The 21,440-nt window shown below is 71.4% G+C and carries 19 protein-coding genes, 1 tRNA gene and 1 pseudogene; 11 read left to right on the top strand and 10 right to left on the bottom strand.

Annotated features, from left to right (window positions below):
* Nucleotides 1-44: 44 nt before the first annotated feature.
* A complete protein-coding gene (locus tag ACZ4TW_RS07595) occupies nt 45-1,739 on the top strand; it encodes a glycoside hydrolase family 13 protein (protein ID WP_465541684.1) in 1,695 nt (564 codons plus the stop codon).
* Nucleotides 1,740-2,036: 297 nt separating this feature from the next.
* On the opposite strand, the gene ACZ4TW_RS07590 is transcribed toward ACZ4TW_RS07595, so the two are convergent.
* The 3 genes from ACZ4TW_RS07590 to ACZ4TW_RS07580 form a co-directional block, all read right to left on the bottom strand.
* On the bottom strand, nt 2,037-2,312 hold the full coding sequence (locus tag ACZ4TW_RS07590) for a DUF559 domain-containing protein (protein ID WP_465541683.1): 276 nt from the start codon (nt 2,310-2,312) through the stop codon (nt 2,037-2,039).
* Nucleotides 2,219-2,971, bottom strand: coding sequence for a type IV toxin-antitoxin system AbiEi family antitoxin domain-containing protein (locus ACZ4TW_RS07585; RefSeq protein WP_465541876.1), 753 nt, complete (start codon nt 2,969-2,971; stop codon nt 2,219-2,221). The genes ACZ4TW_RS07590 and ACZ4TW_RS07585 overlap by 94 nt, the downstream gene beginning before the upstream one ends.
* 200 nt (nt 2,972-3,171) lie before the next feature.
* The gene (locus ACZ4TW_RS07580; protein ID WP_465541682.1) at nt 3,172-4,194 is read right to left on the bottom strand and encodes a M23 family metallopeptidase; all 1,023 of its coding nucleotides are present in this window, start codon (nt 4,192-4,194) and stop codon (nt 3,172-3,174) included.
* A gap of 342 nt (nt 4,195-4,536) precedes the next feature.
* Between ACZ4TW_RS07580 and ACZ4TW_RS07575 the strand changes: the two genes are divergently transcribed.
* Nucleotides 4,537-5,070, top strand: a complete 534-nt coding sequence (locus ACZ4TW_RS07575) for a hypothetical protein (protein WP_465541680.1) — start codon at nt 4,537-4,539, stop codon at nt 5,068-5,070.
* Between the two features lie 568 nt (nt 5,071-5,638).
* Here ACZ4TW_RS07575 and ACZ4TW_RS07570 read toward each other — a convergent pair.
* On the bottom strand, nt 5,639-6,469 hold the full coding sequence (locus ACZ4TW_RS07570; RefSeq protein ID WP_465541678.1) for an inositol monophosphatase family protein: 831 nt from the start codon (nt 6,467-6,469) through the stop codon (nt 5,639-5,641).
* Between the two features lie 251 nt (nt 6,470-6,720).
* Here ACZ4TW_RS07570 and ACZ4TW_RS07565 point away from each other — a divergent pair.
* A pseudogene (locus ACZ4TW_RS07565) lies at nt 6,721-6,843 on the top strand (hypothetical protein); the annotation flags it as partial.
* Nucleotides 6,827-7,252 (top strand): integrase core domain-containing protein, encoded by a 426-nt coding sequence (locus ACZ4TW_RS07560; protein ID WP_465541866.1) that lies wholly within the window; start codon nt 6,827-6,829, stop codon nt 7,250-7,252. The pseudogene ACZ4TW_RS07565 and the gene ACZ4TW_RS07560, both read left to right, overlap by 17 nt.
* 53 nt (nt 7,253-7,305) lie before the next feature.
* Here ACZ4TW_RS07560 and ACZ4TW_RS07555 read toward each other — a convergent pair.
* The 3 genes from ACZ4TW_RS07555 to ACZ4TW_RS07545 all read right to left on the bottom strand — a co-directional run bounded on the left by ACZ4TW_RS07555 (nt 7,306) and on the right by ACZ4TW_RS07545 (nt 8,413).
* Nucleotides 7,306-7,387 (bottom strand) — tRNA-Tyr (locus ACZ4TW_RS07555).
* A 99-nt stretch (nt 7,388-7,486) separates the two neighbouring features.
* On the bottom strand, nt 7,487-8,164 hold the full coding sequence (locus tag ACZ4TW_RS07550; protein WP_465541676.1) for a PH domain-containing protein: 678 nt from the start codon (nt 8,162-8,164) through the stop codon (nt 7,487-7,489).
* An 81-nt stretch (nt 8,165-8,245) separates the two neighbouring features.
* On the bottom strand, nt 8,246-8,413 hold the full coding sequence (locus ACZ4TW_RS07545) for a hypothetical protein (protein WP_465541675.1): 168 nt from the start codon (nt 8,411-8,413) through the stop codon (nt 8,246-8,248).
* A 175-nt stretch (nt 8,414-8,588) separates the two neighbouring features.
* Between ACZ4TW_RS07545 and ACZ4TW_RS07540 the strand changes: the two genes are divergently transcribed.
* Entirely contained in the window at nt 8,589-9,608 is a 1,020-nt protein-coding gene (locus ACZ4TW_RS07540; RefSeq protein ID WP_465541673.1) for a LacI family DNA-binding transcriptional regulator, read from the top strand.
* A 341-nt stretch (nt 9,609-9,949) separates the two neighbouring features.
* Here the strand turns inward: ACZ4TW_RS07540 and ACZ4TW_RS07535 are convergent, their stop codons facing one another.
* Nucleotides 9,950-11,098, bottom strand: coding sequence for an ROK family protein (locus ACZ4TW_RS07535; RefSeq protein WP_465541672.1), 1,149 nt, complete (start codon nt 11,096-11,098; stop codon nt 9,950-9,952).
* A gap of 116 nt (nt 11,099-11,214) precedes the next feature.
* On the opposite strand from ACZ4TW_RS07535, the gene ACZ4TW_RS07530 reads away from it, so the two are divergent.
* The 5 genes from ACZ4TW_RS07530 to ACZ4TW_RS07510 all read left to right on the top strand — a co-directional run bounded on the left by ACZ4TW_RS07530 (nt 11,215) and on the right by ACZ4TW_RS07510 (nt 18,343).
* Complete coding sequence (locus ACZ4TW_RS07530; protein WP_465541670.1) at nt 11,215-13,341, top strand: alpha-galactosidase; 2,127 nt, start codon at nt 11,215-11,217, stop codon at nt 13,339-13,341.
* A gap of 46 nt (nt 13,342-13,387) precedes the next feature.
* Nucleotides 13,388-14,716: an ABC transporter substrate-binding protein gene (locus ACZ4TW_RS07525; RefSeq protein WP_465541668.1), complete on the top strand. Its 1,329-nt coding sequence runs from the start codon at nt 13,388-13,390 to the stop codon at nt 14,714-14,716.
* A gap of 1 nt (nt 14,717) precedes the next feature.
* The gene (locus ACZ4TW_RS07520; protein ID WP_465541666.1) at nt 14,718-15,653 is read left to right on the top strand and encodes a carbohydrate ABC transporter permease; all 936 of its coding nucleotides are present in this window, start codon (nt 14,718-14,720) and stop codon (nt 15,651-15,653) included.
* Entirely contained in the window at nt 15,653-16,567 is a 915-nt protein-coding gene (locus tag ACZ4TW_RS07515) for a carbohydrate ABC transporter permease (RefSeq protein WP_465541664.1), read from the top strand. The genes ACZ4TW_RS07520 and ACZ4TW_RS07515 overlap by 1 nt, the downstream gene beginning before the upstream one ends.
* Before the next feature lie 84 nt (nt 16,568-16,651).
* Nucleotides 16,652-18,343 carry a glycoside hydrolase family 13 protein gene (locus ACZ4TW_RS07510; protein ID WP_465541662.1) on the top strand — a complete coding sequence of 564 codons (1,692 nt, stop codon included), beginning with the start codon at nt 16,652-16,654 and terminating at the stop codon, nt 18,341-18,343.
* Between the two features lie 114 nt (nt 18,344-18,457).
* Here ACZ4TW_RS07510 and ACZ4TW_RS07505 read toward each other — a convergent pair whose 3' ends face one another.
* Complete coding sequence (locus ACZ4TW_RS07505) at nt 18,458-19,744, bottom strand: NAD(P)/FAD-dependent oxidoreductase (RefSeq protein ID WP_465541661.1); 1,287 nt, start codon at nt 19,742-19,744, stop codon at nt 18,458-18,460.
* 76 nt (nt 19,745-19,820) lie between these two features.
* Between ACZ4TW_RS07505 and ACZ4TW_RS07500 the strand changes: the two genes are divergently transcribed.
* Nucleotides 19,821-20,309: a YajQ family cyclic di-GMP-binding protein gene (locus ACZ4TW_RS07500; RefSeq protein WP_067950348.1), complete on the top strand. Its 489-nt coding sequence runs from the start codon at nt 19,821-19,823 to the stop codon at nt 20,307-20,309.
* On the opposite strand, the gene ACZ4TW_RS07495 is transcribed toward ACZ4TW_RS07500, so the two are convergent.
* A complete protein-coding gene (locus ACZ4TW_RS07495) occupies nt 20,296-21,408 on the bottom strand; it encodes an alpha/beta hydrolase (protein ID WP_465541658.1) in 1,113 nt (370 codons plus the stop codon). The genes ACZ4TW_RS07500 and ACZ4TW_RS07495 overlap by 14 nt on opposite strands.
* Nucleotides 21,409-21,440: the final 32 nt, after the last annotated feature.

The raw sequence follows: 21,440 nt of genomic DNA, 5'->3' as shown, positions 1-21,440 counted from the left end.
CGCCTGCATCTGCAAACGCTTTCAGATTGACCTAGGGTTACCGCATGACTTCCGAATGGTGGCGCACCGCCGCGATCTACCAGATCTACCCCCGCTCCTTCGCCGACGCGAACGGCGACGGCATGGGCGATCTCGCCGGCATCCGCTCGCGCCTGCCGGAGCTCGCCGACCTCGGCATCGACGCGATCTGGCTCTCGCCGTTCTACACGTCGCCCCAGAAGGACGCCGGCTACGACGTCGCCGACTACTGCGACGTCGACCCTCGCTTCGGCACGCTCGCCGACTTCGACGACATGCTCGCCGAGGCGCACCGGCTCGGCCTGAAGGTCATCGTCGACCTCGTGCCGAACCACTCCTCCGACCAGCACGTCTGGTTCCAGGAGGCGCTGGCGGGGCCCCCCGGCAGCGCTGCCCGGGCGCGCTACCTGTTCCGCGACGGTCGCGGCCCCGGCGGCGACGAGCCGCCGAACAACTGGGAGTCGGTCTTCGGCGGACCGGCCTGGACCCGCGTCACCGAGGCCGACGGCACGCCGGGCCAGTGGTACCTGCACATCTTCGACAGCTCGCAGCCCGACTTCGACTGGACCAACGAGGAGGTCCGCGAGGAGTTCCGCCGTATCCTCCGCTTCTGGCTCGACCGCGGCGTCGACGGCTTCCGCGTCGACGTGGCGCACGGCATGGTCAAGGCCGACGGCCTGCCCGACTGGACCCCGCCCGCCGAGGGCGGCAGCATGGGCGGCGCGAGCCACGCGCTCATCGAGGAGGGCGTCCCGCTCGAGCCCGAGATCCACGACCAGGGCGACGGCGCTCCCTACTGGGGCCAGGACGGCGTGCACGAGATCTACCGCGACTGGCGCGCGCTGCTCGACGAGTACCCCGGCGAGCGCATCCTCGCCGCCGAGGCCTGGGTCGACCCGCTCCCGCGGGTCGCCAAGTGGGTGCGCCCCGACGAGATGCACCAGGCGTTCAACTTCGCCTACCTCGAGACGCCGTGGGATGCCGCAGCCCTCCGCCGCGTGATCGACGCGTCGCTCGACGCGTTCGGCGCGGTGGGCGCGCCATCCACCTGGGTCCTCTCCAACCACGACGTGGTGCGGCACGCCTCACGCCTCGCGCTGACGTCCGAGAACCTGCAGGGCCACGGCATCGGGCCGCGCACGCCGGGACTGCCCGACCCCGAGGTGGGCCTGCGCCGCGCGCGCGCCGCGACCGCGCTCATGCTCGCGCTGCCCGGGTCGGCGTACCTCTACCAGGGTGAGGAGCTCGGGCTGCCCGAGGCGATCGACCTGCCCGACGACGCTCGCCAGGACCCGACGTGGTTCCGCACGAACGGCGAGCGCTACGGGCGCGACGGATGCCGCGTGCCGATCCCGTGGGAGAGCGACCGCCCCTCGTACGGCTTCGGGCCGACGGATGCCTCGTGGCTGCCGCAGCCCGCATCGTGGGCGTCGTTCGCGCGAGACCGTCAGCGCGGGGTCGACGGCTCCACGCTCGAGCTGTACCGCGCGGCGCTCCGCGGCCGCCGTTCGCACGCGCTGGCCACCGGCGCGGTCGAGTGGGTGGCGCCCGCGCGCGGCGATGCCGACGGCGTGCTCGCGTTCCGCAACGGCGAGGTGCTCGTCATTGCGAACACGGGTTCCTCCGACGTGCCGCTGCCGGCGGGCGAGCTGCTGCTCGCGAGCGCGGATGTGTCCGACGGCGTCCTGCCGGCCGATACCACCGCCTGGCTGCGCGCGTAGGGCGGCGCTCCCCCGCGCCATCCGCTCGCCGCACGAACGCATGAGAATCCCGGGCATGCCGCCTCTCAGGCAGGCATGTGCCGGATTCTCATGCGTTCGCGGGCATACGACTCCCTTTCGCCCTCCGAGCCGCGGCACGAACGCATGAGAATCCGCCTATCGCGCTCGCTACACGACCCGTCGACCGGATTCTCATGCGTTCGGCGCGACCGCGGCTTCCTGCTCGCCGCACGCGGATGACTCGAGCGCATGAGAATCCGCGGATGACGGGCGTTCAGGGACCGGGCGACCGGATCTTCATGCGTTCTCGACGCGCGCCGGCTCGCGGAGCGCCGACGCCGGCAGCTCTGGCGAGAACGGTCCGCGGCCGGCCCACCGGTGGCTACCGCGGGCGACGAGCGCGAGGATGCCCGCGCGCGTCCGCTCCCAGTCGTCGATGACCTGCCGATGACTGAGCCGCAACACCAGGTACCCGCGCATCACGAGCTCGAAATCGCATCGCCGGTCCTCCTCGAACGCCGCGCCGGTATGGAATGCGCGCCCGTCGACCTCGATGACGAGGCGCTCCCCCACGAGGAAGTCGACCGTGCCGGCGCCGGCGATGTGCGCCTGGCGCGGAACCGGATCCGGCGCGATCGCAGCAGCAGGCGGACCCTCGTCTCGAGGCCCGACTGGGCGTCGAACGCGGCGCGATCGACGAGCGAGCGCCGCGATCGCGGCATCCGCTCGCGAATGAAGTCGAGGTGCCCTGGCTGCAGCGTTCCGCATTCGAGGGCCGAGTCGATCGCGGCGAGCACTGAATCGTCGTCGGTGCAGGCGAACATCTCGGCGAGGGCGAACCCGAGCGGGTCACGCGGTTGGTCGAGCCCGCCGTGGCTGCTGTAGTGCACGCACACGCCGTGCACCGCGCGATCGAGTGGGATGCGGCGATCGCCTGGCGAGGAGAGCCGACCGGTCGAGTGGCGGACGCGCACGTGCAGCTTGCCGTCGTCATGCACCCAAAGCCCGTGCAGACGGGCGACGGTCGTCGCCGTCGCGGTTCCGCCGACTCGGACGGCGCGCACGATGTCGGGTTGCGCGTCGGGCACGGCGAACCATCCGTTGCGCACCCGCTCGATGGAGCCGCTTCGCACAGCGGCGCGCACCGCCTTCCGGTCGAATCCGGCGCGCTCGAGGGCGCGGTACGGAAGGACTCCGCTGCGGGATCGGAGGTGGGCGGCGACGGCGGACACGGGTCCGAGTCTGTCGCGGTCACGGCATCAGCTCGGGAATCGGGATGGATCTGTGGAGAAACGCAGGAGGATCTGCGCCATGACCGGACGGTGGCGCCCGCGGAGCGGACCCTCATGCGCTTCATGCCGGGGCGCGCGCGAAGGCGCGTCGTGCCGGGGCACACGTGAACGCGGCGCGGCGCGCGCCGCCCGGCTGGGGATCAGTTCGTGTTGGCCCAGAGCCACTCGAGCGGGTCGACGTGCGTGCCGTTTACGCCGCCGAGGCGGATCTCGAAGTGCAGGTGCGGGCCCGTGGACATGCCCGTGTTGCCGGTGGTGCCGACGACGTCGCCGACCTCGACACGGTCGCCGACCGCGAAGCGGCGGGAGCCGGTCTCCATGTGCGCGTAGACGCTCGTGACGGTCTCGCCGTCGATCTCGTGGTCGATCATCATGACGACACCGAGCGAGCCGCCCGAGTCGGTCGAGACCGAGACGGTGCCGTCGGCGATCGACTGGATCTGGGCGCCGAGGCCCGGGTTGAAGTCCTGCCCGCGGTGGTTGACCGAGCAGCCCGCGCAGTTGCGGTACCCGAAGCGGTCGCCGATGTGCACGCCGACCGCGAAGGGCCACTGGATCGTGCCGAGCGGGTTGTTCGTGAAGGTCGCCTCGGGGCGGATGCCCGCCGCTCGCGCGTACTCCTCGATGCTTTGGTGCTGGTACCCCTCGCGGTCGACCGACGCGGCGAGCGTGCCGCCGGCGATCTCGACGCGCTGGCCGTCGATCGTCGCCACTGTGGTGTTGCTGAGCGCCATCGCCTGCACGTCCTGCGGCGAGAGCAGTGAAAGCGACGGTACGGATGTCGCGACCGCGAGCATGGCGGCGAAGCCCATCGCGATCGTGCTCACCACGCGGGTCGAGACCGCTCGGCGCAGCGACCGCCCGGGTGCCGGCTTCGAAGCGGATGCCGCGGCGCCGGCCGGGCGCGCAGCCCCTGCGCCACTCGACCCGCCCATGGCGGCCGCAGCGATCGCGCGGCGCGCGGCTCGGTCGCTGCCCGATGCCCCGCCGCGGCCGAGCGAGGTGCGGGTGGGTTTCGAGGGTCGGGGCTCGACCTCGCGGAACTCGAGTCCGGCGGGTGCGGCGGCGTCGGCGCCGGCCGCGGCCGCGAGCATCGCGGCGAAGTCGTCGGCGGACTCGGCGCGCAGATCGCGCTCGGTCGGACGCAGGTCCTCGGGACGCACCCCCGAGCGGTCCTCACGGCGGCGGCCCGGGTGCGGTGCGTTCGGCTGCGGGCGCCCTGACCCGATGGTCTGGCCACGCCGCTCGCCGGGATGGAGTGCCGGAGTCTGCAGCTGCGACGGGAGCGGTGCGCGGCCATCGGCGGAAGGCGGTCCGGAGATCGGCGCTCCGCCGACGGGCGCTCCGCCGACGGGCGCTCCGGCGATGGGCGTTCCGGCGATGGAGCGTCGCGGGTCGGCGGGCGCCGACCGATCTGACGGCGAATGCCGGTCGCGTGCCGTGGGCTCGCCCGCTCGGGCGCGGGGGGCAGGTCGGCCGTCAGCCTCGGGCCTCCCAGCCCGGGGGTGCCGCGGCGACTGACCGGGGCCGTCCTCGGGCTCGATGCGGCCGCGCTGCTGGATGGGGGCCGGCTGCCCATCGCGGGCCGGCTGCTCGACATGAGCTTGATCGACCCGGGCCTGCCGCTGCACGAGGGCCTGCTGCTCGGCGCGAGCCTGCTGCTCCAGACGGGCGCGCTGATCGCCGCCTGCCTGCTGCTCCATGCGTGCCTGCTGCTCGACGCGAGCCTGCTGCTCGGCGCGGGCGCGCCGCTCGTGAACCGGCGGCTCGGCGGAAGCGGACTGATCGGGACGGCCGGGCCGCAGTGCGCCCGATGCATCGGTACGTGCGCCGTGCTCGCGCGGCGCGGACCCAGCCGGGGCATACCCCTGCGTCGGGCGCCCACCCGGTGTCGGACGCACCGGCTGCGCCGAGCGCCTCGTGGGGGCCGGCCGCTCGTCCGTGATCCGGCGCGCGTCTGCCCCATCGACCGGCGCGGGTTCGGGACGGCGCTGCGGAGTGCGCGCCGCGGATGGCGTCACACCCGGGGCGGAGGCTGACGACGGCGCGACGCCCGGCTCGGCGACGTACGCCTGTGCAGGCGCGACCGCGGCGCGGCGGCCGGTCCGCCGGGCCTCAGCAGCGGGAGCGGCAGATGCAGCCGGGGCGGCCGGCGCCGCCTCGCGGCGCTCGCGCGGACGCAGCGGCCCCGTGCCTTCCGACCGCCCGGTGCCATCCACCGGCCCCGTGCCATCCGCTCGCCCGCTGCCGACGGCCTCGGAACCGCGCGCCGGCAGATACGACTCGAACGACATGCCCCCGGAAACGGCGGCGGCCGAACCCGGGCCGACCCGACGGTCGGCCGGCTCGGCCGGCTGGGTGGTGGCGGCGCGCTCCCGCAACTCGCGGCGAGTCAGCGGACGCTCTGATCGCACGCGATCATGGGTGCCTGGCGCTGAATGGTCGGGCACGAGGGGGAACTCGGGCACGTGGGGGCTTTCGCTCGGGTTGGGCGGGACTGGGGGCTGCTCGCTCAGCTCGTGGCCGAGGTAACGGATCGATAAAGCGTAACCGGTCGATGGCGTCTTCGCCACGTGGTGTGTCGGCCTGTGGAGCAGGGCCGACGGCTCAGCCGGCCGCCGCCCCCGACTCCAGCAGCAGTGCGGTGAGCTCGTCGTACACCGACGGCGCCGCCGCCACCAGCAGCTCGCCGCTCTCGGGCCCGCCGTCGATGCCGCCGACCCGGCCGCCCGCCTCGCGCACGATCAGGGCGCCCGCCGCGTGATCCCACGGGTTGAGCCCGCGCTCGTAGAAGGCGTCGAGCCGGCCGGCCGCGATGGCGCTGAGGTCGAGCGCGGCCGATCCGATGCGGCGGATGTCGCGGACCCGCGGCAGCACCTTCAGCAGCACCTCGGCCTGCGTGCGGCGTCGCTCCGAGGCGTACCCGAACCCGGTGCCGACGAGCGCCTTCGAGAGCTCGACGTCGTCGTTCACGCGCAGCTCCCGGTCGCCGAGGCGAGCGCCGCCGCCCCGCGACGCCTCGAACACCTCGCCGGTGACGGGGTTCACGACGACGCCCGCGAGCGCGTGCCAGTGCAGCGGGTCGGGCGGCCCGTCGACGACCGCGATGCTCACCGCCCAGGCGGGGATGTCGTACAGCAGGTTGACCGTGCCGTCGATCGGGTCGACGACCCAGTTCAGCCCCGACGTGCCGACGTGCGTCTCGTCCTCCTCGCCGAAGATGCCGTCGTCGGGCCGCGCGTCGAGGATCAGGGAGCGGATGCGCGCCTCGGTGTCGCGATCGACCGCCGTGACGACGTCGACGGGCGACGACTTGGTCGCCTCGATCGAGATGCCGCGGCGGCGCTCCTCGAGCGCGGTCTCCGCGACGGTCGTGCCGATGCGGCGGGCGATGGCGAGCAGGTCGGCGGATGCCGCGGGGCCGGCGAGATCGGTCATGCTCCCACGCTAGCCGCGCGGAACCGGCGGGCGCAGTGCGTGACGCCGTTCGCGCGGGCGGGCGCGAGTCGCGCCATCCGCTTCACGCCGCAGGCACAGTCGCCCCGAGACCGACGGAAGCCCCGGCGGGAACCGGGGCTTCACAACGTGGCGAGTGAGGTGTCTGGTTTCAGGACATCGTGAACGGGTGTCTCAAGACATCGTGAACGGCTGGGTGGTCGGCGGCGGGATGTCTCAAGACATCGTGAACGGTGGGCAAGTACGAGCTGCTGATCAAAGCCGTGACCGTGCAAGGGCTCTCCTACGGGCAGGTCGCCGCCCGGTACGGGGTGTCCAAAACGCTCGTGCACAAACTGCATCATCGGTGGCTCGAGGACGGCGAGGCCGCGTACCAGCCGCGCCCCCGCCGCGACGATCGAGGAGCTGCAGGACGTGCTCGACGGCTTCCGCGACTACTACAACCAGCAGCGCCCGCACCGGTCGATCAACCGGCGCACCCCGGCGTTCGCGTACGAGCTGATCCCGAAAGCCACCCCGACCGCACCGGAGGACCCGAACCTGTGGCGGGTCCGCTACGACCGCGTCGACCCCGGCGGGAAGGTCTCACTGCGCTACGCGAACCGGATGCTGCACCTGGGCATCGGCCGACCCCACGCCGGCACCGACGTCATCGTGCTCATCCACAACACCCGAGCGACCGTCATCGACCCCGACGGCACCATCCTCAGCGAACACCGAATCGACCCCGAACGGACCTACCAACCCGCAACGAAATACGGCTGAACCCGCGTCATCCGCGGGTTCAGCCGTTCACGATGTCCTGAGACATCACAACGTGGCGAGTGAGGGATTCGAACCCCCGAAGTCGATGACAGCTGATTTACAGTCAGATCCCTTTGGCCGCTTGGGTAACTCGCCGTACACCCGACCACGTTCCTCACGCGACCGGGGGCCACACAAGGATACCCATGCGGGCGCGTGGCGAGAAATCGAGGCGGCCGGATGGCTCGGAGCCGGTCAGCCGCGGTAGATCGGCTGGGTGTCGTTGGGGCCGCGGCGCTCGGGAACGGTCTCGCCCGTGCCGTCGTCGTCCTCGGCGAACGCCCCGCGTGGGGGCGGAGGAGGCGGCGCGATCGTCAGCGGCTGCGTTCCCGTGTTCGCCGGGCTGCCGTTCGGCCGCACGGGCCCGCGCAGGCCGGCGCGCGCGATCACGCGCTGGATGGTGAGGTCGCGCTCGTTGGGATCGCCCACGTAGCGGATCTCCTTGAGGCCCTGCGTCTGCGCCGCCGACTCGAAGATGAAGTGGCCGAAGCCGAAGATACGGCCGACGATGGGCCGGTGCACCGAGATGTCGAGGATTCGCGCGAGCGGCATGGTGGCGATGTTCTGCGTCAGGATGCCGTGCACCCGGAACACGCGCATGTTGGTGATCACGAACCGGTCCATCTGCGCCTGCAGGATGCGCCAGAACCCGTGCACCGCGAGCACCACGGCGGCCAGCGCGGGCAGCCACCAGACCTGCGGCGGCACCACGAACGCCAGCACGAGCAGCGGCACCGCCGCGACGAGCTCGAGCACGGGCTTCACGATCGCGGCCCAGTGCTTGGCGACCTCGTCGACGATCACCTCGCCCTCGTCGGCGATCAGGAAGCGCTCGACCCGCGGGTCGAAGAGGCTCCTCGCGTTCGCGCTCACGTTCCGCCTCCCGTCACCCGGTCGATCCCGTCCCCGACGCCGCTCCGCCCGATCCGTCCGCTTCCGCTCCGCTCGCCCGGCTCAGGCCGAGGCCAGCGAGGTGAAGAACCGGCCGACCGCTTCGACGCCGCCCCAGACGGCGGCGAACGCACCCTGCACCGCGCCGGCGGCATCCTCGGGGCGGGTGACCATGTAGAACAGGGCGAACACCACCACGAGTCCCACGGCGATCCGCTTGACCCACTTCACGCGTCGATTCCCTTCGTCACACGTTTCGCGGGCAAGCCAGGCCCCCCGAAAGGCCCACCCTGGAACTCTGCTTTCCTACCCCACAACGTGGGACACGGCAATGCGCCACTCCGCACGGCGATAGGATCGAACGTCGCGCGGCCGATCCCGAGCCGCCTGCGAGGTGCGAGGGAACATGGTCGGCATCGATGAGGTGGCCAAGCTCGCGGGGGTCTCCACCGCGACGGTGTCGCGCGCGCTGAGCGGGCGTGGTCACGTCTCGCCGGCGTCGAAGGCGAAGGTCGAGGATGCCGCGGCGCAGCTCGGGTACGTCGTCTCCTCCAACGCCTCGAGCCTCGCGTCGGGCCGCACGCGCAACATCGGCGTCGTCATCCCGTTCCTGAACCGCTGGTTCTTCTCGTCGGTGCTCGAGGGGGCGCAGCAGGCGCTGCTCCGGCACGGGTACGACCTCACGCTGTACAACCTCTCGGGCGACGGGCGCGAGCGTTCGAGCGTGTTCGAGCACTTCCTGCTGCGGCAGCGGGTCGACGCCGTGATCGCGGTGTCGCTCGAGCTCACCGAGCACGAGGTCGAGCGGTTGCACGACCTCGGCAAGCCGCTCGTCGGCGTCGGCGGCCCGATCCCCGGCGTTCGCACGCTCACGATCGACGACGTCGCGGTGGCGCGCCTCGCGACCGAGCACCTCGTCGGGCTCGGCCACCGCCGCATCGGGCACATCGGCGGCGACCTCGCGTTCGACCTCGACTTCCACCTGCCCACGAACCGGCGCCTCGGTTACGAGGCCGCGTTGCGCGAGGTCGGCGTCGAGCCCGATCCGTCGCTGTTCGCGCCGGCCGACTTCACGATCGCGGGCGGGTACCACGCGGCGAAGCAGCTGCTCGGGCGGCCGCACGACCGGCCGACGGCGATCTTCGCGGCGTCCGACGAGATGGCGATCGGCTGCATCCTCGCCGCACGCGATCTCGGCATGGTCGTGCCGCGCGACGTGTCGATCGTCGGCATCGACGACTACGACCTCTCCGACTTCTTCGGCCTCTCGACGGTCGCGCAGTTCCCGCGCGGTCAGGGCGAGAAGGCGGTCGAGATCCTGATGGAGCAGCTCGAGCCGGGTCCGGATGCCGCGCCTCCCGCGGCCACGCCGTTGCCCTTCGAGCTGCGCGTGCGCTCCTCGACGGCCCGCCCGCCCGAGTCCTGACGCGCCCCATCGCCCCGCCCGCCCGGGCGGGGCCACACCATCCGCGAATCCCGTGTTTCTGCGGGTGCACCCACAGAAACGCGGAACTCGCGAAGGTGGCGAGAGGCCCGAGCGCGAGTCGAGCGACCACCCTGCCCGTCCCCATCGTCGAATCCCGGGATTCGGCGGGTGCACCCGCACAAACGCGGAACTCGCGAGGGTGGCGAGGCGCAAGCGCGAAGCGAGCGACCAGCGTGCCCGTCCCCATCCTCGAATCCCGGGTTTCTGCGGGTGCACCGCAGAAACGCGGGACTCGCAGGAATGACGAGGGGTGGCGAGGCGAGGGGTGGCGAGGCGCGCGGCTACTCGACCAGCGACCCCAGGCGTAGGCGCGCGAGGCCGCCCTGGATCGCGACCGCCGCGGCGCCGCGGGCCCACGAGTCGAAGCCGGTCCGGTCGACGTGCACGACGACCTCCGACGCCTCGGGATCGCGGTCGCCGGCGAGCGCCGAGCGCGCCGCGTCGGCCGCGACATCCCACAGGCCGACGCCCTCGCCCGAGAGCACGATCGTGTCGACCATCGTGAGGTTGGCGATGTACGCCATCATGCGGCCGAGCGCGCGCCCCGCGGCATCCGTCACCGATGAGGCGAGCGGATGGTGCGAGGCGGCCAGCTCGAGGACCTCGTCGTAGCCGATCTCGCGACCGAGCGCGATGCCGACCTGCGCGCAGATGCTCGGGATCGACAGCATCGCGGTGGCGCAGCCCCGGTGCCCGTCCATGCAGAGCGGCCCGCTGGGGTCGAGCGGCAGGTGGCCGCCGAGGCCGAGGCCGGTGTCGCGCGTGGTGACGACCCGGTCGTGCATGACGAGGCCGTAGCCGACGCCGGCGCCGACGGTGACGACGGCGAACGCGTGCTCGCCGCGCGCCGGGCCGAACCACTGCTCGGCGGTGGTGAGTGCCGTGACGTCGTTCTCGACGTCGACGGGAACGCCGAGGCGGGCCTCGAGCAGGTCGGCGAGCGCGACGTCGCGCCATCCGAGGAAGGGCGCCCGGGTCACGACGCGCTGGTCGGCGACGTTGCCGCCGACGCTCACGCCGATCCCGGCGAGTCGCACCCCGTCGGTGCGGAGTGCCGCGACGACCTCGGCGAGGGTCTCGACGACGAGACCGGGGTCGCGCGCCGGCAGGGCGCGTGAATGGAGCGCGAGCGCACTCGCGCGCAGGTCGGTGAGCACGCCATGCGCCGCCTCGCCGCTCAGCTTGATGCCGACGAAGCGCCGGGCGTCGACGGCGACGTCGAGCGGGCGGGCGGGGCGCCCGGTCGCGCCCTGCACGAGCTCGGGTGCTTCGACGAAGAGCCCGCGGTCGAGGAACGGCTTCGACAGGCGGGTGAGACTCGCCGGGGAGAGCCCGAGGCGGCGGCCGAGCTCGGCCCGCGAGATGGGCCCGTGGATCAGGACCTCCCGCGCGAGTTCGCGTGCCGAGTCCCCCAATTCGACCTGAGCCATCGATGCCTCCAGAAACGATTCGTTTCATCATGGCATGAATATCACCACGCAATCGGGTGGTTCATCCCGGATCAAGGGGATTGACAACGTGGTTCTTTCCGTCGTAGAAATAACACATGCACCGCGGCACCGAGCTCGTCCACCTGCGCAATGGCGGCACCAGCGTCGTCCTCGACGCCCGGCACGCACCCCTGCCGGTGATCGTCGCGTGGGGCCCCGACCTGGGCGACCTCACTCCAGACGAGCTGGCCGCGCTCGGCCTCGCGGCAGTCCCCCAGCGCGTCTCGGGCGGCCTCGACGTTCCCGCGCCACTCACCCTGATTCCCCAGGAGTCCTCGGGATGGCTCGGCACCCCCGGTCTCGAAGGCCATCGCGGCGGCCGCCACTTCTCCACCAAGCTCGTCGCCGACGCGTTCGAAGTCGACGGCGCCTCCGCGACGATCCAGGCGACGGATGCCGCGGCCGGCCTCGCCGCGACCATCGAGCTGCGCCTGACCGATGCCGGCCTCCTCCGCCAGCGGATCACCATCGAGAACCGCGCGGCCGAGCCGTACGCGCTCACCGCTCTCGCCCCCACCTTCCCCCTCCCCCGCGACCTCGACGAACTGCTCGACACGACCGGGCGGCACCTCCGCGAGCGCAGCCCCCAGCGCCACGCCTTCACGATCGGCTCGCACGTGCGCGAGAGCCGCCGCGGCCGCCCCGGCGCCGACGCCAGCCTGCTGCTCGCCGCGGGCCGCACGGGCTTCGGCTTCGAACGCGGACTCGTGTACGCGGTGCACACCGCCTGGAGCGGCAACCACCGCCTGCTCGCCGAGCGCACGCCGACCGGCGAGGCGTTCCTCAGCGCGGGCGAACTGCTCGCACCCGGCGAGATCGAGCTCGCCGAGGGCGAAACGTACACTACGCCCTGGGCGATCGGCTCCTGGGGCGACGGACTCAACGAGCTGTCGAAGCGGTTCCACGACGAGCTCCGCGCCCGGCCGCAGCATCCGCGTCGCCCTCGGCCCGTCACGCTCAACACGTGGGAGGCCGTGTACTTCAACCACGACCTCGGCACGCTCACCGAACTCGCCGAGCGGGCGGCGCGCGTCGGCGTCGAACGCTTCGTGCTCGACGACGGATGGTTCCGCGGCCGCCGCGACGACACCGCCGGTCTCGGCGACTGGTACGTCGACGCCGACGTCTGGCCCGACGGGCTCGGTCCGCTCATCGAGCGCGTCCGCGGTCTCGGCATGGAGTTCGGCCTGTGGGTCGAGCCCGAGATGGTCAACCTCGACAGCGACCTGGCGCGCGAGCACCCCGACTGGATCCTCCGCGGCCGCGACGAGCTGCCCGTGCCCGCACGGCAGCAGTACGTGCTCGACCTCGCGCACCCCGAGGCATGGCAGTACCTGCTCGACCGACTCGACGCGCTGCTCGCCGAGTACGACATCGCCTACCTCAAGTGGGACCACAACCGCGACCTGCTCGAGGCCGGCGCCGCCGACACCGGCCGGGCGCGCGTGCACGAGAACGTCGCCGCGCTCTACCGCCTGCTCGCCGAACTCAAGCGCCGCCACCCCGGCCTCGAGATCGAGTCGTGCGCCTCGGGCGGCGCCCGCGTCGACCTCGGGATCCTCGAGCACACCGATCGCGTCTGGACGAGCGACACCCTCGACCCGATCGAGCGCCTGCAGATCCAGAAGTACACCGGGCTGCTCGTGCCGACCGAGATCATGGGTGCGCACCTGACCAGCCCGAAGGTGCACTCCACGCATCGGCGGGTCACCCTCGACCTCAGTGCCGGGGTCGCCCTGTTCGGGCACTTCGGCATCGAGTGGAACCTCACCCGCCTCGACGACGCCGGGCTCGATCGCGTCCGCGCCTGGGTGGACCGCCACAAGCACTATCGCGACCTGATCCACTCGGGCGCGCTCGTCCATGGCGACACCCCGGATGCCACGACCGATGTCCGCGGCGTGGTCGCGCCCGACGCGGCATCCGCGCTCTTCACCTTCACGCAGGTGACGACCAGCGTGACGTACCCGCCTGGCCGCTTCACGCTGCCGGGCCTCGCACCCGACCGCCGGTACTCGGTGCGCGTCGTCGCGGGCAGCATCGCCGACGGCCCCGGCCAGTCGGCGCTGCCCTGGGCCGAGCAGCCGATCACGCTGTCGGGCCGCCAGCTCGGCACGGTGGGCGTCCAGGCCCCCGTGCTCTTCCCCGGGCAGCTCGTGCTGCTCGAACTCACTCCCGCCTGATCCCACGACCGATCACCGCACCATCCGACGCGCAAGGAGGCGCATCATGACGGACCATCCCATACGCTCGCACCCCCACCGGAGGCGTCGCACCAGGCGACGGCGAGCGCTCGCCGTTGCATCCGTCGCCGTGGCCACCGCCGCGAGCCTCGGGCTCGCCGGATGCGCCGGCAGCGGCGGCGACGACGGCCGCGTGAAGCTCGACTTCTTCCAGTTCAAGGGCGAGGCGCTCGAGGACTTCGAGCAGATCATCGCCGACTTCGAGGCGGGGAACCCCGACATCGACGTGGTGCAGAACCAGGTGGCGGACGCCGACACCCTGATTCGCACGCTGCTCGTGAAGGACGCCGTCCCGGATGTCATCACCCTGAACGCCAACGGCAACTACGGCCGACTCGCGCAGGCCGGCGTCTTCCACGACTTCTCAGGCGACCCCGTGCTCGAGACGATCAACCCGGCGGTGCAGGAGATCCTCGCCGACCTCGGCACCTACCGCGACGAGGTGAACGGGCTCGGCTACGTCAACAACGCCGACGGCATCATCTACAACGTCGACATCTTCGAGGAGCAGGGGCTCGAGGTCCCCGAGACCTTCGACGAGCTGATCGAGGTGTGCGAGCAGCTGCAGGCCGCCGGGATCACGCCGATCTACGGCACGCTCGGCGACGCGTGGACCACCCTGCCGTCGTTCAACGGGCTGGGCGCCTATCCGGCGCAGGACGGCTTCTTCGAACAGATGCGCGAGGAGGGCGAGAACGTCGGCCCCGACTCGTCGGTGTCGTTCGAGAAGGACTACGCCGAGGTGCTCGACCGGCAGGCCCAGCTGTACTCCTACGCGCAGGAGGGCTATCGCGGCCGCACGTACGACGACGGCAACGCCGCATTCGCGAACGGCGACGCCGCCATGTACATGCAGGGCATCTGGGCGGTGAACCCGATCACGGGCGTGAACGAGGACATCAACCTCGGGATCTTCCCGTACCCGACCGACGAGCCCGACGACCGCCTGCTCGTCTCCGGCGTCGACGTCGTCGTCACGATGGGCAAGGACGCGCCGAAGAGCGAAGAGGCGATGCGCTTCATCGAGTACCTCTTCCAAAAGGACGTGATCACCGAGTTCGCGGCGTCGCAGAACATGATCCCCTCGGTCGAGGGCGCCGAGCTCAGCGACGAACCTGTGATCCAGTCGGTCGCGCCGTGGTTCGTGGAGGGCCGGATCACGGGCTTCATCGACCACCAGGTGCCGCCGGGCATCCCGCTGGACGCGACGGTGCAGCAGGCCCTGTTCACCGGCGAGCCGGAGGAGGCGCTCGCCACCCTCGACCGCGAGTGGGCGAAGGTCGCCGCTCGCACGATCCCCGTGACGGAGGACTGACATGAGCACCCTGACCCAGGCGACACGGTCGTCGACGGGCGGACGCGGTGCCGAACGGGCGCCGCGGACCCGCACCGCCTCGAAGCGGGCGCTGCCCGCCTACTACTGGATGGTCTGGCCGGCCGTGATCGCGTTCGCCGCCTTCCACACCCTGCCCGTGCTCGTCGGCATCTTCTTCAGCCTCACGAACTACGCCGGGTACGGCGCATGGAACTTCGTAGGCCTGTCGAACTACGCCAACCTGTTCGGCGACGAGCGCGTGCTTCAGGCCTACGGATTCACGTTCCTGTTCGCGATCGTCGCGACGATCCTGACGAACGTCATCTCGCTCGCGATCGCGCTCGGCCTGAACGCGAAGATCGTCGGCCGGAACTTCTTCCGGGGCGTCTACTTCGTCCCGTACGTGCTCGCGATCCTCGTCATCGGCTACGTGTTCCAGTTCCTCTTCTCGAACTCGCTGCCGAAGATCCTCTCGGGCATCCCGGTGTTCCGCGACAACATCCTCACCAGCCCCGAGTGGGCGTGGACGACGATCGTCGTGCTGGCGGTGTGGCAGGCGTGCGCGTTCGCGATCATCATCTACCTGTCGGGACTGCAGACCATCCCGCAGGAGCTCTACGAGGCGGCGTCCATTGACGGCGCGGGCGCATGGCGGCAGTTCCGCTCGATCACCTTCCCGCTCATCGGCGCCTTCTTCACCATCAACGTGGTGCTCAGCATGAAGAGCTTCCTGCAGGTGTTCGACCCCGTCGTCGCCCTGACGAACGGCGGACCAGGCACCTCGACCGAATCGGTCACCCTGCTCATCTTCAAGGGCGGCTTCTCGGGCGGCGAGTTCGCCTACCAGACGGCCAACGCGGTGATCTTCTTCATCGTGATCACGGTCGTGTCCCTCTTCCAGTTCCGGGTCCTTCAGCGCAGAGAGGCCGAATTCTGATGACCACCACAACCACCACGGCGGCCCAGGCCGCCGAGGCCCTGCCCGAGGAGGGCACGGGCCAGGTCCGTCGAGCCCGGGGCTCCGACGACGACACCCGCCGCATCAACTGGTGGGCGACCGCGCTGATCGCGGTCTGCTCGCTCACGGTGCTCATCCCGCTCTACCTCGCCCTGGTCGTCGCCCTGAAGACACCCGACCAGCTCGCCGGGGGCACCGGCTTCGAGTGGCCGAACCCGATCAACCTGGGCAACTTCGCCGAGGCGTGGGAGCGCACCAACTCCCCGCAGGCACTCGCGAACACCGCCTTCATCACGGTCGGCTCGGTGATCTTCACCCTGCTGACGAGCTCGGTCGTCGCCTACGGCATCGCCCGCAACCTGCACCGCCCGTTCTTCAAGGGCGTGTTCTTCTACTTGCTGGCGGCGCTGTTCATCCCGTTCCCGATCATCATGCTGCCGCTCGTGAAGCAGACGGCGCTGCTCGGCATGGACAATCCGGGCGGACTGATCATCCTGTACACGATCTACGGCCTGTCGCTGAACATCTTCATCTACACCGCGTACATCCGCTCGATCCCGATCGAGCTCGAGGAAGCGGCCCGGGTGGACGGAGCCGGCACGTGGCGGGTCTTCTGGCAGGTCATCTTCCCGCTGCTCATGCCGATGAACGCGACGGTGGGCATCCTCACGTGCGTGTGGGCGTGGAACGACTTCATCATGCCCCTCGTGGTGCTGACCGACCCGGCCTCGCGCACGCTGCCGCTCGTGCAGTACGTGTTCCAGGGCCAGTTCAACGTCGACTACACGGTCGCCTTCGCGTCGTACCTCATGGCGATGGCTCCGTTGCTGATCATCTACATCTTCTCGCAGCGCTGGGTCATCTCCGGCGTGACGCGAGGATCCATCAAGTAAGGTGCACGGATGCCGCGAAGGCGCGCACCTCGCGGCATCCGCTCGCACGAACCATCCCCATCCTTCGAGAGGAACCATCACCGCATGACCGCTGCCCGCCTGTCGACCCTCGACGCCGGAACCGTGCTCGCCGCCGACCCGAACTGGTGGCGTCAAGCCGCCGTGTACCAGATCTATCCGCGCAGCTTCGCCGACGCGAACGGCGACGGCATCGGCGACCTTCGCGGGATCACTTCGCGGGTGCCGTACCTCGTCGAGCTCGGCGTCGACGCGGTGTGGCTCTCGCCCTTCTACCCGTCGGCGCTGGCCGACGGCGGGTACGACGTCGACGACTACCGCGACGTCGACCCGAAGATCGGCACGCTCGCCGAGTTCGACGAGATGGTCGCGGCGCTGCACGCCGCCGGCATCCGCCTCATCGCCGACATCGTGCCGAACCACTCGTCGAACCGGCACGAGTGGTTCCGCGAGGCGCTCGCGTCGCCGCGCGGTTCGGCGGCGCGCGACCGCTACATCTTCCGTGACGGCGAGGGGCCGGATGGCACGGAGCCGCCGAGCGACTGGCAGTCGATCTTCGGCGGGTCGGCGTGGCAGCCCGTCGGCGACGGTCAGTTCTACCTGCACCTCTTCGCGCCCGAGCAGCCCGACCTGAACTGGGCGAACCGCGAGGTGCGCGACGACTTCCTGCGCACGCTGCGGTTCTGGTCCGACCGGGGCGTCGACGGCTTCCGAGTGGATGTCGCGCACGGCCTCGCGAAGGACCTGACGTACCCGCTGCGCTCGCACGCCGAGCTCGAGGCGACGAAGCTCTCGACCGACGGCTCGCACCCGCTGTGGGACCGCGAGGAGCTCGACGAGATCTACGCCGAGTGGCGTGCGGTGTTCGACGAGTACGACCCGCCCCGCATCGCGGTCGCGGAGGCCTGGGTCGAGCCGACGCGCCGCCACCGGTACGCGGCGCCGACCAGCCTCGGGCAGGCGTTCAACTTCGACCTGCTGCGGGCGAACTTCTCGGCCGCGGAGTTCCACGAGATCGTCGACCGCAACATGGCGTTCTCGGCCGAGACTGGTTCGTCGAACACGTGGGTGTTCTCGAACCACGACGTGGTGCGGCACGCGACCCGGTACGGGCTGCCGTCGGACGGGAGCTTCGAGGGCGACGTCGGCAAGGACTGGCTGCTGCGCGGCGGCTCGCCCGCCGAGGTCGACGCGGAGCTCGGCCTGCGCCGGGCGCGGGCGGCCACGCTGTTCCTGCTCGGCCTGCCGGGCAGCGCGTACCTCTACCAGGGCGAGGAGCTCGGGCTCGCCGAGGTCGGCGAGATCCCCGACTCGGAGCGGCAGGACCCGACGTTCTTCCGCAACGCGGGCGTCGAGGTCGGGCGAGACGGATGTCGCGTGCCGCTGCCGTGGGTCGCCGGCGCGCCGTCGTTCGGGTTCGGGCCGACCGCGGCATCGCACCTGCCGCAGCCGGCGTGGTTCGCGCAGTACGCGGTCGACGTGCAGGCGGGCGACCCCGACTCGACGCTGTCGATGTACCGGCGCGCGCTCGCGCTGCGGCACGAGCTGCAGGGTGCGGAGAAGCTCGCGTGGATCGAGGTCGCCGACCCCGACCTGCTGGCGTTCCAGCGGCCGGGCGGATGGACCGTGGTGACGAACTTCGGCTCCGCCCCCGTCACCCTGCCCGACGGCCTCGCCGACCTGGAGGTGGTGCTCGCGAGCGGGCGGCAGGCCGACCCGGCCGTGGTTCCGGCGGAGACGACGCTCTGGCTCCGCTGACCCGGGCGGAAACCTCTTCCTTCGCGCGGCGGCCCGGTACTTCGGTACCGGGCCGTCGCGCCGAGGCATCCTCGTCGGTCGAGTAGCCGCGGATCGGTGTCGCGAGTCCCGCCCTCAGCGGGGCTGGCCGCTCCCGCCGAGGCCGGCCAGCACGGCGCTTCCGACGCGATCGCCAGATACCAGCGCGCCTTGGATCGACGCCGTGTCGCGGTGGTCCCCGGCGACGTAGACGCCCTCGCCGACGCGCGCCGGGCTGGTCGTCCGGAGCGCGGGTGGCTGGGCGGGCAGCGCGTGCGGGATGTCGTCGCGCCGCAGCAGCTCCCACGGGGCGGCATCGGCGCCCCAGATGTCGGCGAGCTGCCGGCGGACGTCGCGCTCCTGCGGCGCGTCGCCCCCCGAGGGGTACGGCAGCAGGCACGTGGCCTCGATGAGGTGGCGGCCGGGCGGCGCGTACGTCGGCGCGGTGTGCGACATGACGACCGTGTTGACGATCGGCCCGCGCCGGCGGCCGTCGACGGCGAGCAGGGCAGATGTCGCGGGCGCCGTGTCGGTGGCGAACCACCAGGTCTGCAGGCCCTTCGTCGCCGGTGCGGGGATCTCGAGCAGATCGGCGACTGCGTCGGGCCCCACCGCGATCACGACGGCGCGCGCCGACATGGTGTCGGCGCCGCGCACGTCGACCTCCACACGCGCGCCCGCGCCCGACCGGATGCCTCGCACGCGCGCTCCGAGGCGGAGGTCGGCGCCTGCCGCACGCGCGGCACTCGCCAGCTGCGCCGGGAGCGCCGCGATCCCCTCCTCGGGCACGCCCGGCGAGCCGAGCAGGAACATCCGCATCAGCAGCCTCGCGAAAGCGTCGGACGTCGAGCCGTCGCCGTCGGCCAGCACGCCGGCGAGGAACGGCTCGAGCACCTCGGTGCGCAGCGGACCGCGCAGTCCGACCCGGTCCCAGCCGCCCCGCAGCGGACGGTCGGCGCCGTCGATGACCGCTCGCGGTCTCGCCAGCACCGGAAGCACCCACCTGGTGAGCGCGACGAGGTCGCGCGGTCCGACCAGTCCGCTCGCCAGCATCGACGGGATGCGGCCGGGGTGACGGCGTGGATCGACGAGCTCGGCGACGCCGTGGTCGCGTCGCACGCGCACGCCCACGGGGAACCGCTGCAGACGGAGCGCCGCGACATCCACCCACCGCCCGACCGCCGGGTAGGCGGGATTGAGCACCTGGAACCCACGGTCGAGCAGGAACCCGTCGACGCGGTCGGTGCGCTGCCGCCCGCCGACGACCTCCTCAGCCTCGAGGACGAGCACGCTGCGCCCTGCCTGGGCGAGCCGCGCAGCGCAGCGCAACCCGGCGAGACCCGCACCGACGACGATCACGTCGGCGTCGAGATCACGTGACATCGGAGCCTCCTCGCGGGTCTGTTCCATCATGTCCTTTCGGCGCCACCCCGTTGGGCCCCTCGCTAGACTGACCCGCATGGCAGATTCGACGTTCGACATCGTGAGCAAGGTCGACAAGATGGAGGCCGAGAACGCGGTCAACCAGGCCCGCAAGGAGGTCGAGCAGCGCTACGACTTCAAGGGCGTCGGCGCGTCGGTCGAATGGTCGGGCGAGAAGATCCTGCTGAAGGCCACGTCGGAGGAGCGCGTCAAGGCCGTCCTCGACGTGGTGCAGTCGAAGTTCATCAAGCGCGGCATCTCGCTGAAGTCGCTCGACTCGGGTGAGCCGTATGCGTCGGGCAAGGAGTTCCGCATCGAGATCGCCCTGAAGAACGGCATCTCGCAGGAGAACGCGAAGAAGATCGGCAAGATCATCCGTGACGAGGCGCCGAAGACGGTGAAGTCGCAGATCCAGGGCGACGAGCTGCGCGTCTCGTCGAAGAGCCGCGACGACCTGCAGGAGACCATCCGCCTGCTGAAGGCGGCCGACCTCGACGTCGACCTGCAGTTCGTCAACTTCCGCTGACGCGGGGCACGTAGCCCTCGAGCCACCGCGTGATCGCGGCGTACGCCGCTGCGCGCGCCGGCTCGCGCGACAGGAACACGTCGTGCAGGGCGCCATCGATGCGCACGACGGTGACCTCGCGTCCGAGGTTGAGCGAGCGCTGGGCGATGTCGTCGACGACGAGCACGATGTCGGTCTCGAGCATCGCGTCATCCCACCGCGGCAGCAGCGTCGACCTGGCCGACAGCAGCGTCAGCACGGGCGCGCCCACGTCGATGCCATTCGCGATGGCCGCATGCCCGGCGAGGATGGCGGTGAGCCACGCCGGATGCGTCGCGAACCCCCGGTCTGGCCGCCACCGGTGGTCGTACTCCCACTCCCCGTCGAGCTCCTTCGCGATGGACCGCGTGTAGAACCCGAGGTCGACGTTCGGCAACGGCCCCATCGGGTCGAGCCGCGCGCGGAACTCGATCATCGGCGCCACTGCCTGCCGCCCGATCCCCCGCAACTGGAACTCGAGCCACGGGCTGTTCAGGACGACCGCCGCCGCCCGCCCGGGGTTGCGCGCCGCCCACAGGCTGAGGACCAGCCCGCCCGTCGAGTGCCCGAGCAGGATGAGGGGCCGCTCGGGCGGGCTCTCTGGACCGCCGTCGTGGAGGTTGGGGAGGCCGCCGCGGGGCCCTCTCGAAACCCGCTCCGGTTCGCCCTCGTCTTCCGCCTGTCCGATCACGGCCAGCGCCGACTCGATGTCCTCGTCGTAGGTCGCTAGATCAGTCACGTACCCCGGCGTCTGCCACTCACGCAGGCTCCGTCCGTACTTTCGCAGGTCGAGCGCGAAGAACCGGGCCCCCGCATCGGTCCAGAACCGAGCGAGCTCGGCGTTGAAGAAGTAGTCGCTCCACCCGTGCACGTAGAGCACATCACACCCGGATGCCGCGGGCTCGCGCCTCGGCTCAGGCTCGGGTTCCCACGGCCACCGCCATCGGCGGGGCGCAGGTGGCTGGTCCGCCGCGGACCGATGCCGCACTAGCGTCGCTTCGACCTGTCCCTCGTCATCAGACTCCAGCGGCAGCGTCAGACGCTCGAACCCCTCGCCGAGCACATCAGGTCGCCAGTCCACATGTCCCCCGCGGACAGCCTACGCGGCGATGA

The sequence above is a fragment of the Agromyces sp. NPDC029043 genome, from assembly GCF_055564615.1.
The sequence above is the reverse complement of the archived record's forward strand: the minus strand, read 5'-3'. Positions and strand labels throughout refer to the sequence as shown.

Excerpts from the sequence above, each read along its gene's own strand:
- ACZ4TW_RS07595 (WP_465541684.1), top strand. The coding sequence starts at position 45 with ATGACTTCCGAATGGTGGCGCACCGCCGCGATCTACCAGATCTACCCC.
- ACZ4TW_RS07510 (WP_465541662.1), top strand. The coding sequence starts at position 16,652 with ATGACCGCTGCCCGCCTGTCGACCCTCGACGCCGGAACCGTGCTCGCC.
- ACZ4TW_RS07520 (WP_465541666.1), top strand. The coding sequence starts at position 14,718 with ATGAGCACCCTGACCCAGGCGACACGGTCGTCGACGGGCGGACGCGGT.
- ACZ4TW_RS07505 (WP_465541661.1), bottom strand. The coding sequence starts at position 19,744 with ATGTCACGTGATCTCGACGCCGACGTGATCGTCGTCGGTGCGGGTCTC.
- ACZ4TW_RS07530 (WP_465541670.1), top strand. The coding sequence starts at position 11,215 with ATGCACCGCGGCACCGAGCTCGTCCACCTGCGCAATGGCGGCACCAGC.
- ACZ4TW_RS07535 (WP_465541672.1), bottom strand. The coding sequence starts at position 11,098 with ATGGCTCAGGTCGAATTGGGGGACTCGGCACGCGAACTCGCGCGGGAG.
- ACZ4TW_RS07515 (WP_465541664.1), top strand. The coding sequence starts at position 15,653 with ATGACCACCACAACCACCACGGCGGCCCAGGCCGCCGAGGCCCTGCCC.
- ACZ4TW_RS07540 (WP_465541673.1), top strand. The coding sequence starts at position 8,589 with ATGGTCGGCATCGATGAGGTGGCCAAGCTCGCGGGGGTCTCCACCGCG.
- ACZ4TW_RS07525 (WP_465541668.1), top strand. The coding sequence starts at position 13,388 with ATGACGGACCATCCCATACGCTCGCACCCCCACCGGAGGCGTCGCACC.
- ACZ4TW_RS07570 (WP_465541678.1), bottom strand. The coding sequence starts at position 6,469 with ATGACCGATCTCGCCGGCCCCGCGGCATCCGCCGACCTGCTCGCCATC.
- ACZ4TW_RS07500 (WP_067950348.1), top strand. The coding sequence starts at position 19,821 with ATGGCAGATTCGACGTTCGACATCGTGAGCAAGGTCGACAAGATGGAG.